Annotated in this window: 15 protein-coding genes and 1 pseudogene; 13 read left to right on the top strand and 3 right to left on the bottom strand. The window is 58.8% G+C overall.

Translation table 11 applies throughout. From position 1 onward, the window contains the following. Window positions 1-16: 16 nt before the first annotated feature. A complete protein-coding gene (locus PSF11_RS20770; RefSeq protein WP_000414383.1) occupies window positions 17-451 on the bottom strand; it encodes a mercury resistance transcriptional regulator MerR in 435 nt (144 codons plus the stop codon). Between the two features lie 71 nt (window positions 452-522). Here PSF11_RS20770 and PSF11_RS20775 point away from each other — a divergent pair, with 71 nt between their 5' ends. The 11 genes and pseudogenes from PSF11_RS20775 (at window position 523) to PSF11_RS20825 (ending at window position 7,535) form a co-directional block, all read left to right on the top strand. Then, window positions 523-873: a mercuric transport protein MerT gene (locus tag PSF11_RS20775; RefSeq protein ID WP_001294666.1), complete on the top strand. Its 351-nt coding sequence runs from the start codon at window positions 523-525 to the stop codon at window positions 871-873. A 15-nt stretch (window positions 874-888) separates the two neighbouring features. Continuing rightward, window positions 889-1,164: a mercury resistance system periplasmic binding protein MerP gene (merP, locus tag PSF11_RS20780; protein WP_000732290.1), complete on the top strand. Its 276-nt coding sequence runs from the start codon at window positions 889-891 to the stop codon at window positions 1,162-1,164. Between the two features lie 71 nt (window positions 1,165-1,235). Next, window positions 1,236-2,921 carry a mercury(II) reductase gene (merA, locus tag PSF11_RS20785; RefSeq protein WP_000149288.1) on the top strand — a complete coding sequence of 562 codons (1,686 nt, stop codon included), beginning with the start codon at window positions 1,236-1,238 and terminating at the stop codon, window positions 2,919-2,921. 14 nt (window positions 2,922-2,935) lie between these two features. Then, entirely contained in the window at window positions 2,936-3,574 is a 639-nt protein-coding gene (gene merB / locus PSF11_RS20790; protein ID WP_000761850.1) for an organomercurial lyase MerB, read from the top strand. 111 nt (window positions 3,575-3,685) lie between these two features. Next, window positions 3,686-4,051 carry a mercury resistance co-regulator MerD gene (gene merD, locus PSF11_RS20795; protein WP_000995361.1) on the top strand — a complete coding sequence of 122 codons (366 nt, stop codon included), beginning with the start codon at window positions 3,686-3,688 and terminating at the stop codon, window positions 4,049-4,051. Continuing rightward, a complete protein-coding gene (merE, locus tag PSF11_RS20800; RefSeq protein WP_001087810.1) occupies window positions 4,048-4,284 on the top strand; it encodes a broad-spectrum mercury transporter MerE in 237 nt (78 codons plus the stop codon). The genes merD and merE overlap by 4 nt, the downstream gene beginning before the upstream one ends. A gap of 35 nt (window positions 4,285-4,319) precedes the next feature. Then, window positions 4,320-4,955 (top strand): annotated as a pseudogene (locus tag PSF11_RS20805) (putative bifunctional diguanylate cyclase/phosphodiesterase); the annotation flags it as partial. 111 nt (window positions 4,956-5,066) lie between these two features. Then, complete coding sequence (locus PSF11_RS20810) at window positions 5,067-5,270, top strand: DUF3330 domain-containing protein (protein ID WP_024198696.1); 204 nt, start codon at window positions 5,067-5,069, stop codon at window positions 5,268-5,270. A gap of 209 nt (window positions 5,271-5,479) precedes the next feature. Next, window positions 5,480-6,184, top strand: coding sequence for an IS6-like element IS26 family transposase (locus PSF11_RS20815; protein ID WP_001067855.1), 705 nt, complete (start codon window positions 5,480-5,482; stop codon window positions 6,182-6,184). A gap of 5 nt (window positions 6,185-6,189) precedes the next feature. Continuing rightward, a complete protein-coding gene (locus tag PSF11_RS20820; protein ID WP_001044207.1) occupies window positions 6,190-6,672 on the top strand; it encodes a Mu transposase C-terminal domain-containing protein in 483 nt (160 codons plus the stop codon). 2 nt (window positions 6,673-6,674) lie between these two features. After that, the gene (locus tag PSF11_RS20825) at window positions 6,675-7,535 is read left to right on the top strand and encodes a TniB family NTP-binding protein (protein WP_000344784.1); all 861 of its coding nucleotides are present in this window, start codon (window positions 6,675-6,677) and stop codon (window positions 7,533-7,535) included. Between the two features lie 50 nt (window positions 7,536-7,585). Here the strand turns inward: PSF11_RS20825 and PSF11_RS20830 are convergent, their stop codons facing one another. Next, window positions 7,586-9,130, bottom strand: a complete 1,545-nt coding sequence (locus tag PSF11_RS20830; protein ID WP_000287615.1) for an IS3 family transposase — start codon at window positions 9,128-9,130, stop codon at window positions 7,586-7,588. A 122-nt stretch (window positions 9,131-9,252) separates the two neighbouring features. Here PSF11_RS20830 and istA point away from each other — a divergent pair, with 122 nt between their 5' ends. Further along, window positions 9,253-10,776 (top strand): IS21-like element IS1326 family transposase, encoded by a 1,524-nt coding sequence (gene istA, locus PSF11_RS20835; protein ID WP_001324342.1) that lies wholly within the window; start codon window positions 9,253-9,255, stop codon window positions 10,774-10,776. Continuing rightward, window positions 10,763-11,548 carry an IS21-like element IS1326 family helper ATPase IstB gene (gene istB / locus PSF11_RS20840; protein ID WP_000983249.1) on the top strand — a complete coding sequence of 262 codons (786 nt, stop codon included), beginning with the start codon at window positions 10,763-10,765 and terminating at the stop codon, window positions 11,546-11,548. Before istA ends, istB begins: the two co-directional genes overlap by 14 nt. Before the next feature lie 175 nt (window positions 11,549-11,723). Here the strand turns inward: istB and PSF11_RS20845 are convergent, their stop codons facing one another. Then, window positions 11,724-12,224, bottom strand: coding sequence for a GNAT family N-acetyltransferase (locus PSF11_RS20845; RefSeq protein ID WP_000376623.1), 501 nt, complete (start codon window positions 12,222-12,224; stop codon window positions 11,724-11,726). Window positions 12,225-12,328: the final 104 nt, after the last annotated feature.

A 12,328-nucleotide genomic window follows, 5' to 3' on the forward strand; every position in this document is an offset into this window, starting at 1 on the left:
GCGTAACTACCCTCGGCTACACCGCGTCGGCACCACGCGGCTCTTTCTCCCCTTGCAGCGAAGCAATCAGCGGGCAAGAAACGTTCCCTTGCCGCGCATGGCAGGCGAACACAAGTTCGGATAGCACGGTTTCCATGCGCGCCAGGTCGGTCATTTTTTCGCGCACGTCCTGAAGCTTGTGCTCGGCCAGGCTGCTGGCTTCCTCGCAGTGGGTGCCGTCATCCAGCCTCAGCAGCTCTGCGATCTCGTCGAGGCTGAATCCGAGCCGCTGGGCTGATTTCACGAAGCGCACCCGCGTCACATCCGCCTCGCCATAGCGGCGGATGCTGCCATAGGGCTTGTCCGGCTCCGGCAACAAGCCCTTGCGCTGATAGAACCGGATTGTTTCCACGTTGACCCCGGCCGCCTTGGCGAAAACGCCAATAGTCAGATTCTCCAAATTTTTTTCCATATCGCTTGACTCCGTACATTGGTACGGAAGTAAGCTTAAGCTATCCAATCCAGATTTGAAAGGACAAGCGTATGTCTGAACCTCAAAACGGGCGCGGGGCGCTCTTCACTGGCGGGCTAGCCGCCATCCTCGCCTCGGCTTGCTGCCTGGGGCCGCTGGTTCTGATCGCCCTGGGGTTCAGCGGCGCTTGGATCGGCAACTTGACGGTGTTGGAACCTTATCGCCCGATCTTCATCGGCGCGGCGTTGGTGGCGCTGTTTTTCGCCTGGCGGCGCATCTACCGACCGGCGCAAGCCTGCAAACCAGGGGATGTGTGTGCGATTCCCCAAGTGCGCGCTACTTACAAGCTCATTTTCTGGGTCGTGGCCGCGCTGGTTCTGGTCGCGCTCGGATTTCCCTACGTCATGCCATTTTTCTATTAATCACAGGAGTTCATCATGAAAAAACTGTTTGCCTCTCTCGCCATCGCTGCCGTTGTTGCCCCCGTGTGGGCCGCCACCCAGACCGTCACGCTGTCCGTACCGGGCATGACCTGCTCCGCTTGTCCGATCACCGTTAAGAAGGCGATTTCCAAGGTCGAAGGCGTCAGCAAAGTTAACGTGACCTTCGAGACACGCGAAGCGGTTGTCACCTTCGATGATGCCAAGACCAGCGTGCAGAAGCTGACCAAGGCCACCGAAGACGCGGGCTATCCGTCCAGCGTCAAGAAGTGAGGCACTGAAAACGGCAGCGCAGCACATCTGACGCCCTTGTCTGCTACCACAAACGAAAAAGGATCTGTCGCATGACCCATCTAAAAATCACCGGCATGACCTGCGACTCGTGCGCGGCGCACGTCAAGGAAGCGCTGGAAAAAGTACCCGGCGTCCAATCTGCCATAGTGTCCTATGCCAAGGGCGCGGCCCAGCTCGCCCTTGATCCAGGCACAGCGCCGGACGCACTGACCGCCGCCGTGGCTGGCCTGGGCTACAAAGCGATGCTCGCCGATGCCCCGCCGACCGACAACCGCACTGGGCTGTTCGACAAGGTGCGCGGCTGGATGGGTGCCGCCGACAAGGGCAGCGGCGGCGAGCGCCCGTTGCAAGTCGCCGTGATCGGCAGCGGTGGAGCCGCGATGGCGGCAGCACTGAAGGCCGTCGAGCAAGGCGCGCAGGTCACGCTGATTGAGCGCGGCACCATCGGCGGCACCTGCGTCAACGTCGGTTGTGTGCCGTCCAAGATCATGATCCGCGCCGCCCACATCGCCCATCTGCGCCGGGAAAGCCCATTCGACGGCGGCATGCCACCCACACCGCCGACGATCTTGCGCGAGCGGCTGCTGGCCCAGCAGCAGGCCCGTGTCGAAGAACTCCGTCATGCCAAGTACGAAGGCATCCTGGACGGCAATTCAGCCATCACCGTTCTGCACGGTGAAGCGCGTTTCAAGGACGACCAGAGCCTTATCGTTAGTTTGAACGAGGGTGGTGAGCGCGTCGTGATGTTCGACCGCTGCCTGGTCGCCACGGGTGCCAGTCCGGCCATGCCGCCGATTCCGGGCCTGAAAGAGTCACCCTACTGGACTTCGACCGAGGCCTTGGTCAGCGACACCATTCCCGAACGCCTAGCCGTGATCGGCTCGTCGGTGGTCGCGCTGGAACTGGCGCAAGCCTTCGCCCGGCTGGGCAGCCAGGTCACGATCCTAGCTCGCAACACGCTGTTCTTCCGCGACGACCCGTCCATCGGCGAGGCCGTCACAGCGGCCTTCCGTGCCGAAGGGATCAAGGTACTGGAACACACGCAAGCCAGCCAGGTCGCGCATGTGAACGGCGAATTCGTGCTGACCACGGGACACGGTGAAGTACGTGCCGACAAGCTGCTGGTCGCTACCGGACGGACACCGAACACGCGCAGCCTGGCACTCGACGCGGCGGGAGTCACCGTCAATGCGCAGGGTGCCATCGTCATCGACAAGGGCATGCGCACCAGCACGCCACACATTTACGCGGCCGGCGACTGCACGGACCAGCCACAATTCGTCTATGTGGCGGCAGCGGCCGGCACCCGTGCCGCGATCAACATGACCGGAGGGGATGCTGCCATCAATCTAACCGCGATGCCGGCCGTGGTGTTCACCGATCCGCAAGTAGCAACCGTGGGCTACAGCGAAGCGGAAGCGCATCACGACGGGATCGAAACCGACAGTCGCACGCTCACGCTCGACAACGTGCCGCGTGCGCTTGCCAACTTCGACACACGCGGCTTTATCAAGCTGGTCATCGAGGAAGGTAGCGGACGGCTCATCGGCGTGCAGGTCGTCGCCCCGGAAGCCGGCGAATTGATCCAGACGGCTGTTCTCGCCATTCGCAACCGCATGACGGTGCAGGAACTGGCCGACCAGTTGTTCCCCTACCTGACGATGGTCGAGGGGCTGAAGCTCGCGGCGCAGACCTTCACCAAGGATGTCAAACAATTGTCCTGCTGCGCAGGATGAAAGGAGATGGAACCATGAAGCTCGCCCCATATATTTTAGAACGTCTCACTTCGGTCAATCGTACCAATGGTACTGCGGATCTCTTGGTCCCGCTACTGCGGGAACTCGCCAAGGGGCGTCCGGTTTCACGAACGACACTTGCCGGGATTCTCGACTGGCCCGCTGAGCGAGTGGCCGCCGTACTCGAACAGGCCACCAGTACCGAATATGACAAAGATGGGAACATCATCGGCTACGGCCTCACCTTGCGCGAGACTTCGTATGTCTTTGAAATTGACGACCGCCGTCTGTATGCCTGGTGCGCGCTGGACACCTTGATATTTCCGGCGCTGATCGGCCGTACAGCTCGCGTCTCATCGCATTGCGCTGCAACCGGAGCACCCGTTTCACTCACGGTTTCACCCAGCGAGATACAGGCTGTCGAACCTGCCGGCATGGCGGTGTCCTTGGTATTGCCGCAGGAAGCAGCCGACGTTCGTCAGTCCTTCTGTTGCCATGTACATTTCTTTGCATCTGTCCCGACGGCGGAAGACTGGGCCTCCAAGCATCAAGGATTGGAAGGATTGGCGATCGTCAGTGTCCACGAGGCTTTCGGCTTGGGCCAGGAGTTTAATCGACATCTGTTGCAGACCATGTCATCTAGGACACCGTGATCGGATATCGACCCAATGTTCTACGGCACCGGCATCGGATTCGCAGCGCGCGGATTGAACTCGGCGAAACGGTATATGCATTGCCGTGAACCGACCAAAAGGAGGTGTTCGATGAACGCCTACACGGTGTCCCGGCTGGCCCTTGATGCCGGGGTGAGCGTGCATATCGTGCGCGACTACCTGCTGCGCGGATTGCTGCGGCCAGTCGCCTGCACCACGGGTGGCTACGGCCTGTTCGATGACGCCGCCTTGCAGCGACTGTGCTTCGTGCGGGCCGCCTTCGAGGCGGGCATCGGCCTCGGCGCATTGGCGCGGCTGTGCCGGGCGCTGGATGCGGCGAACTGCGATGAAACTGCCGCGCAGCTTGCTGTGCTGCGTCAGTTCGTCGAACGCCGGCGCGAAGCGTTGGCCAATCTGGAAGTGCAGTTGGCCGCCATGCCGACCGCGCCGGCACAGCATGCGGAGAGTTTGCCATGAACAGCCCCGAGCGCATGCCGGCCGAGACACACAAGCCGTTCACCGGCTACCTGTGGGGTGCGCTGGCGGTGCTCACCTGTCCCTGTCATTTGCCGATTCTCGCCATTGTGCTGGCCGGCACGACGGCCGGCGCGTTCATCGGCGAGCACTGGGGTATTGCAGCCCTCACGCTGACCGGCTTGTTTGTCCTGTCTGTGACGCGGCTGCTGCGGGCCTTCAGAGGTCGATCATGAGCGCTTCCCAGCCAATTGAATGGACAGTGGCGCAACTGGCGCAGGCGGTCGAGCGCGGGCAGCTTGAGCTGCACTACCAGCCGATTGTCGATTTGCGCAGTGAGCAGATTGTCGGCGCGGAAGCCCTGTTGCGCTGGCGTCATCCGACGCTCGGACTGTTGCCGCCGGGCCAGTTCCTGCCCGTGATCGAATCGTCCGGCCTGATGCCGGAAATCGGCGCATGGGTGCTGGGCGCAGCCTGCCGTCAAATGCGCGACTGGCGGGTGCTGGCATGGCAACCGTTCCGGCTGGCCGTCAATGTTTCGGCGAGCCAAGTGGGGCCAGATTTCGACAAGTGGGTAAAGGGCGTGCTGGCCGATGCCGGGTTGCCCGCCGCGTATCTTGAAATTGAGCTGACCGAATCGGTTGCGTTCGGTGATCCGGCGATCTTCCCCGCCCTGGAAGCTTTGCGACAGATCGGTGTGCGCTTCGCCGCCGACGACTTCGGCACCGGCTATTCCTGCCTGCAACACCTGAAATGCTGCCCCATCAGCACGCTCAAGATCGACCAATCGTTTGTCGCCGGACTCGCCAACGACCACCGCGACCAGACCATCGTGCGCACCGTGATTCAGCTTGCGCATGGGCTTGGCATGGAAGTAGTGGCCGAAGGCGTGGAAACATCGGCGAGTCTTGATTTGTTGCGACAAGCGGACTGCGACACAGGACAAGGCTTCCTGTTCGCCAAGCCGATGCCGGCGGCGGCATTCGCCGTCTTCGTCAGTCAATGGAGGGGTGCCACCATGAATGCAAATGATCCGACTGCCACCAGTTGCTGCGTGTGCTGCAAGGAAATCCCGCTCGATGCCGCCTTCACCCCGGAAGGCGCGGAATACGTCGAGCACTTCTGCGGGCTGGAGTGCTATCAGCGCTTCCAGGCGCGCGCCAAGACCGGGAGCGAAACCGATGCCGATCCGAACGCCTGCGACTCATCACTGTCAGACTGAGGCATACCCTAACCTGATGTCAGATGCCATGTGTAAATTGCGTCAGGATAGGATTGAATTTTGAATTTATTGACATATCTCGTTGAAGGTCATAGAGTCTTCCCTGACATTTTGCAGGGAATTCCATGACTGGACAGCGCATTGGGGGCACTGTTGCAAATAGTCGGTGGTGATAAACTTATCATCCCCTTTTGCTGATGGAGCTGCACATGAACCCATTCAAAGGCCGGCATTTTCAGCGTGACATCATTCTGTGGGCCGTACGCTGGTACTGCAAATACGGCATCAGTTACCGTGAGCTGCAGGAGATGCTGGCTGAACGCGGAGTGAATGTCGATCACTCCACGATTTACCGCTGGGTTCAGCGTTATGCGCCTGAAATGGAAAAACGGCTGCGCTGGTACTGGCGTAACCCTTCCGATCTTTGCCCGTGGCACATGGATGAAACCTACGTGAAGGTCAATGGCCGCTGGGCGTATCTGTACCGGGCCGTCGACAGCCGGGGCCGCACTGTCGATTTTTATCTCTCCTCCCGTCGTAACAGCAAAGCTGCATACCGGTTTCTGGGTAAAATCCTCAACAACGTGAAGAAGTGGCAGATCCCGCGATTCATCAACACGGATAAAGCGCCCGCCTATGGTCGCGCGCTTGCTCTGCTCAAACGCGAAGGCCGGTGCCCGTCTGACGTTGAACACCGACAGATTAAGTACCGGAACAACGTGATTGAATGCGATCATGGCAAACTGAAACGGATAATCGGCGCCACGCTGGGATTTAAATCCATGAAGACGGCTTACGCCACCATCAAAGGTATTGAGGTGATGCGTGCACTACGCAAAGGCCAGGCCTCAGCATTTTATTATGGTGATCCCCTGGGCGAAATGCGCCTGGTAAGCAGAGTTTTTGAAATGTAAGGCCTTTGAATAAGACAAAAGGCTGCCTCATCGCTAACTTTGCAACAGTGCCCGCCGATGCGCTCAAGCCGTGGATTGCGCGGCGTGAACGCTGGCCGTCCTTTCTGATCCGGCGCGATCCGCGCGACATCAGCCGTATCTGGGTCCTGGAACCGGAGGGACAGCATTACCTGGAAATTCCCTACCGTACCTTGTCGCATCCGGCTGTCACCCTCTGGGAACAACGGCAGGCGCTGGCGAAACTGCGGCAGCAAGGGCGCGAACAGGTGGATGAGTCGGCGCTGTTCCGCATGATCGGCCAGATGCGTGAGATTGTGACCAGCGCGCAGAAGGCCACACGCAAGGCGCGGCGTGACGCGGATCGCCGCCAGCACCTCAAGACATCAGCTCGGCCGGACAAGCCCGTTCCGCCGGATACGGATATTGCCGACCCGCAGGCAGACAACTTGCCACCCGCCAAACCGTTCGACCAGATTGAGGAGTGGTAGCCGTGGACGAATATCCCATCATCGACCTGTCCCACCTGCTGCCGGCGGCCCAGGGCTTGGCCCGTCTTCCGGCGGACGAGCGCATCCAGCGCCTTCGCGCCGACCGCTGGATCGGCTATCCGCGCGCAGTCGAGGCGCTGAACCGGCTGGAAGCCCTTTATGCGTGGCCAAACAAGCAACGCATGCCCAACCTGCTGCTGGTTGGCCCGACCAACAATGGCAAGTCGATGATCGTCGAGAAGTTCCGCCGCACCCACCCGGCCAGCTCCGACGCCGACCAGGAGCACATCCCGGTGTTGGTCGTGCAGATGCCGTCCGAGCCGTCCGTGATCCGCTTCTACGTCGCGCTGCTCGCCGCGATGGGCGCGCCGCTGCGCCCACGCCCACGGTTGCCGGAAATGGAGCAACTGGCTCTGGCACTGCTGCGCAAGGTCGGCGTGCGCATGCTGGTGATCGACGAGCTGCACAACGTGCTGGCCGGCAACAGCGTCAACCGCCGGGAATTCCTCAACCTGCTGCGCTTCCTCGGCAACGAACTGCGCATCCCGTTGGTTGGGGTAGGCACGCGCGACGCCTACCTAGCCATCCGCTCCGATGACCAGTTGGAAAATCGCTTCGAGCCGATGATGCTGCCGGTATGGGAGGCCAACGACGATTGCTGCTCACTGCTGGCCAGCTTCGCCGCTTCGCTCCCGCTGCGCCGGCCTTCCCCAATTGCCACGCTGGACATGGCTCGCTACCTGCTCACACGCAGCGAGGGCACCATAGGGGAACTGGCGCACTTGCTGATGGCGGCGGCCATCGTCGCCGTGGAGAGCGGCGAGGAAGCGATCAACCATCGCACACTCAGCATGGCCTGTTGAGTTGCATCTAAAATTGACCCACTGGGGGTGCGGACGATTTCTTGGACGGTTTATACGGACATCAATCCGACCGCATGACGATACTCGATGGGACTACGCCCGCCAAGCGACACTTTGATGCGGCGCTCGTTGTACCAGTGGATATAGGCATCGATTCGCGTCATGAGGTCTTTCAGCGTCACGTGCTGCCAATTCCTCGGGTAGATTAGTTCGGTCTTCAATCGTCCGAAAAAGCCCTCGCATGCAGCATTGTCTGGCGAGCAGCCCTTTTTGGACATCGACCGCGTTAATTGGGCATTTTCAGTGCGGCGGATCCACGCAGGCCAGCGATAATGCGAGCCCCTGTCCGAATGGATAACCGGATGCTCACCGGGTCGCAGTGTCCGTACCGCGTGATCCAGCATGGTATTGACCAGGTTCGCATCCGGGCTGGTGCCGATATTCCAGGCCACCACCAGCCCATCGAAGCAATCGACGATCGGCGAGACGTAGACCTTCCCTGCCGGAATGTGTATTTCCGTCAGATCGGTCAACCATTTCGTATTCGGCGCCGACGCGTGAAAGTCGCGATTCAGCAGATTCGGGACCGCTGGTGTCGGGTCGCCAGCATACGCCGAGAAGCGCCGGCGGCGCGGTGTTCTCACGACCAGACGCTCTTGCGCCATCAAGCGACGCACGACCTTCTCGGACACACGCATGCCACCAAGGCGCAAGGCACTATCAATGCGTCGATAGCCATAGCAGCGGTAGTTGTCCTCGAAGATAGTCCGAATGACCTCACGCACCTGCGTGTACTTGTCGGGCCGCGTCTGCCGCAGGCGTTGATAGAAGTATGTGCTGCGCGCCAGCTTCAGGCCGCACAACAGATTGGCTAATGGAAACGTGACTCTGAGGGCATCAACCACCTTCGTTTTTTCTCGGCTTGTCAGTTCGAGGGGGTTGATGCCCATGTCTTTTTTTATCAATTCACTCGCCTTCTCCAGAATTGCATTCTCCATGCGAAGCCGCTGGTTCTGGCTCTCCAGTTCGGCCAGTTCCCTGAGTAGTGCCTCATGCCGCTGCTCGAGCGAGGTGTCACCTTTCTTCTTTGTCATGGGTTTTAGGGGCACTTTGCCAAGTAATCGATGCTGCCAGTTATACAACGTTGGTCGCGATACACCGACAGTGTCGGCCACATCCTTTGCCGAACCTACGCGCAGGTTCAGTGCAATGACGGCTTGCTGCTTCTCGAGGCGAGAGCGGGCGACTGTGGGAGCGCTGCTGCCGACGACCGTCCTAGCGAATTCAGGGCGTAAATCACGGATCCAGGCACGCAAGGCCTCGCGGCTTGGGTAGCCCAGGCTTCGGATTGTGTGACTCAGGCAGTAGCCTTGTTCGATATAGTGATCTACTGCCCGTTGCTTTTGCTCATCGGTGTACTGCCGTTTTATCCGTTGATAGCCTCGGCGAAGATCCTGATTCCGTTCGAATTCTGCCAACCAGGCCTTCAGCGAGTTCTTGGTGGGGTATCCCAGCTGCCGTAGTGTGGCGCTCATCCGGCGCCCAAGCTTCAGGTACAACCTCACGGCTCGAAGGCGATCTTCATACGAATACATGAACTACTCCTAAAGTAGTCCAAGATTTTGTCCGCACCCCAACTTAGGGTAAAGATTTGCGTCGAAATTTGACCCACGTATGACACTGTTTCCCGTCTGGATATGGCGGGAGAAATCAAGGAGTGATAAACGTGGCGATATTGAGCGCAATTCGACGCTGGCATTTTCGCGATGGTGCGTCGATTCGGGAAATAGCCCGACGAAGCGGCCTGTCCAGGAACACCGTTCGCAAGTATTTGCAAAGCAAGGTGGTTGAACCGCAGTACCCAGCGCGAGACAGCGTTGGCAAGTTAAGTCCTTTTGAGCCCAAGTTAAGGCAGTGGCTCTCCACCGAGCACAAAAAGACAAAGAAGCTGCGCAGAAACCTGCGCAGCATGTACCGGGATTTGGTCGCTTTGGGCTTTACCGGGTCTTATGACCGAGTGTGTGCCTTTGCCCGACAGTGGAAAGATTCCGAACAGTTCAAGGCGCAAACCTCGGGCAAGGGTTGTTTCATCCCCTTGCGCTTTGCTTGTGGCGAAGCCTTCCAATTCGATTGGAGTGAGGACTTTGCCCGCATAGCGGGCAAACAGGTCAAACTTCAGATTGCCCAGTTTAAGTTGGCCCACAGCCGGGCCTTTGTGCTTCGGGCTTACTACCAGCAAAAACATGAAATGCTGTTTGATGCCCACTGGCATGCCTTTCAAATCTTCGGTGGCATTCCCAAGCGCGGCATCTACGACAACATGAAGACCGCTGTGGATTCGGTGGGGCGTGGCAAAGAGCGCAGGGTCAATCAGCGGTTCACTGCCATGGTCAGCCACTACCTGTTTGATGCGCAGTTCTGTAATCCAGCATCGGGTTGGGAGAAAGGCCAGATTGAGAAGAACGTGCAGGATTCCCGCCAACGCCTGTGGCAAGGGGCACCAGACTTTCAAAGCCTTGCTGATTTGAATGTGTGGCTTGAGCATCGCTGCAAAGCGCTGTGGTCTGAGCTGCGCCACCCCGAATTGGACCAAACCGTGCAAGAGGCCTTTGCCGATGAACAAGGCGAGTTGATGGCGCTACCCAATGCCTTTGATGCATTCGTGGAGCAAACCAAGCGAGTCACTTCAACCTGCCTTGTTCACCACGAGGGCAATCGCTACAGCGTTCCTGCCAGTTACGCCAACAGGGCCATCAGCCTTCGGATTTATGCAGACAAGCTGGTGATGGCTGCCGAAGGCCAACACATTGCCGAGCATCCAAGATTGTTTGGCAGTGGCCACGCTCGGCGTGGCCACACACAATACGACTGGCACCATTACTTGTCTGTGCTTCAGAAGAAACCTGGGGCGTTGCGCAATGGTGCGCCATTTGCTGAATTGCCACCCGCGTTCAAGAAGCTTCAATCCATCTTGCTGCAACGCCCCGGCGGTGACCGTGACATGGTGGAAATTCTGGCCCTTGTATTGCACCACGATGAAGGTGCGGTACTCAGTGCTGTGGAATTGGCATTGGAGTGTGGCAAGCCATCGAAGGAGCATGTGCTTAATCTGTTGGGACGTTTGACCGAAGAACCTCCACCCAAACCGATTCCAATTCCCAAGGGGTTAAGGCTGACATTGGAACCACAGGCCAACGTGAACCGCTATGACAGTTTAAGGAGAGCCCATGATGCAGCATGAAGGCCATGTGAGAATCCTCAAATCCTTGAAACTCTTTGGCATGGCACACGCCATTGAGGAGTTGGGCAATCAGAATTCACCAGCATTTAATCAAGCCTTGCCCATGCTGGACAGCTTGATTAAAGCTGAAGTGGCAGAGCGTGAAGTACGTTCGGTGAACTATCAATTGCGGGTGGCCAAGTTCCCCGTGTATCGGGACTTGGTGGGCTTTGACTTCAGTCAAAGCCTGGTTAATGAGGCCACGGTCAAACAATTGCACCGGTGCGACTTCATGGAACAAGCCCAGAACGTGGTGCTGATTGGTGGGCCAGGCACAGGCAAGACTCACCTGGCCACAGCCATTGGTACACAAGCAGTGATGCACTTGAACCGACGGGTGCGTTTCTTCTCCACCGTGGATTTGGTCAATGCACTGGAGCAAGAGAAATCATCTGGGCGTCAGGGACAAATCGCAAACCGTCTGTTGTATGCCGATTTGGTGATTCTGGATGAGCTGGGATATTTGCCTTTTAGCCAAACCGGTGGGGCACTGCTGTTTCACCTGCTCTCAAAGCTGTACGAAAAAACCAGCGTGATACTGACCACCAACTTGAGCTTCTCGGAATGGAGCCGAGTGTTTGGCGATGAAAAGATGACAACAGCGTTGTTGGACCGACTAACCCACCACTGCCACATCCTGGAAACCGGCAATGAAAGTTACCGCTTCAAACACAGTTCAACTCAGAATAAGCAGGAGGAAAAACAGACCCGCAAACTGAAAATCGAGACATAATTCTGACAACAAGGGGTGGGTCAAAATTCAATGCAAATCCCGGGTCAAATTTGGGTGCAAATCAACAGATATCGACAACCTCTCGCGCAACCAAGACATCGCGGTCGGACTGCAAGTGATCTTGAAGCCACGGGCCCGTCCCACCCCGACATGGACCTCGATGCCCGAACGGACGTTAGATTTCGAGTTCTAGGCGTTCTGCGATGAAGGTTGGATCCCAGCCGGGATTGAAAGTGTCGACGTGGGTGAATCCGAGCCGCTCGTATAGGCCACGCAGGTTCGGGTGGCAGTCGAGCCGCAGCTTGGCGCACCCCTGCGTTCGCGCGGCATGGCGGCAAGCCTCGATCAGCGCGGAGCTGACACCCCGGCCCGCATGTGTCCGTCGCACCGCGAGCTTGTGCAGATATGCGGCCTCCCCCTTGAGGGCGTCGGGCCAGAACTCGGGATCCTCGGCCGACAAGGTGCAACAGCCGACGATGCCGTCGCTGCAACTCGCGACTAGGAGCTCGGATCTCAGGACGAAGGTCTCCGCGAATGTCCGGTCGATCCGCGCGACGTCCCAGGCGGGCGTTCCCTTGGCGGACATCCACGCCGCAGCGTCGTGCATCAGCCGCACAACCTCGTCGATATCACCCGAGCAGGCGACCCGAACGTTCGGAGGCTCCTCGCTGTCCATTCGCTCCCCTGGCGCGGTATGAACCGCCGCCTCATAGTGCAGTTTGATCCTGACGAGCCCAGCATGTCTGCGCCCACCTTCGCGGAACCTGACCAGGGTCCGCT

The organism is Providencia sp. PROV119, assembly GCF_028482435.1.
GTDB lineage: Bacteria > Pseudomonadota > Gammaproteobacteria > Enterobacterales > Enterobacteriaceae > Providencia > Providencia stuartii.

Excerpts from the sequence above, each read along its gene's own strand:
- istB (WP_000983249.1), top strand. The coding sequence starts at position 10,763 with ATGATGCAGCATGAAGGCCATGTGAGAATCCTCAAATCCTTGAAACTC.
- PSF11_RS20830 (WP_000287615.1), bottom strand. The coding sequence starts at position 9,130 with ATGTATTCGTATGAAGATCGCCTTCGAGCCGTGAGGTTGTACCTGAAG.
- PSF11_RS20845 (WP_000376623.1), bottom strand. The coding sequence starts at position 12,224 with ATGGACAGCGAGGAGCCTCCGAACGTTCGGGTCGCCTGCTCGGGTGAT.
- merA (WP_000149288.1), top strand. The coding sequence starts at position 1,236 with ATGACCCATCTAAAAATCACCGGCATGACCTGCGACTCGTGCGCGGCG.
- merB (WP_000761850.1), top strand. The coding sequence starts at position 2,936 with ATGAAGCTCGCCCCATATATTTTAGAACGTCTCACTTCGGTCAATCGT.
- PSF11_RS20810 (WP_024198696.1), top strand. The coding sequence starts at position 5,067 with ATGAATGCAAATGATCCGACTGCCACCAGTTGCTGCGTGTGCTGCAAG.
- PSF11_RS20770 (WP_000414383.1), bottom strand. The coding sequence starts at position 451 with ATGGAAAAAAATTTGGAGAATCTGACTATTGGCGTTTTCGCCAAGGCG.
- PSF11_RS20775 (WP_001294666.1), top strand. The coding sequence starts at position 523 with ATGTCTGAACCTCAAAACGGGCGCGGGGCGCTCTTCACTGGCGGGCTA.
- merE (WP_001087810.1), top strand. The coding sequence starts at position 4,048 with ATGAACAGCCCCGAGCGCATGCCGGCCGAGACACACAAGCCGTTCACC.
- PSF11_RS20815 (WP_001067855.1), top strand. The coding sequence starts at position 5,480 with ATGAACCCATTCAAAGGCCGGCATTTTCAGCGTGACATCATTCTGTGG.
- merP (WP_000732290.1), top strand. The coding sequence starts at position 889 with ATGAAAAAACTGTTTGCCTCTCTCGCCATCGCTGCCGTTGTTGCCCCC.
- merD (WP_000995361.1), top strand. The coding sequence starts at position 3,686 with ATGAACGCCTACACGGTGTCCCGGCTGGCCCTTGATGCCGGGGTGAGC.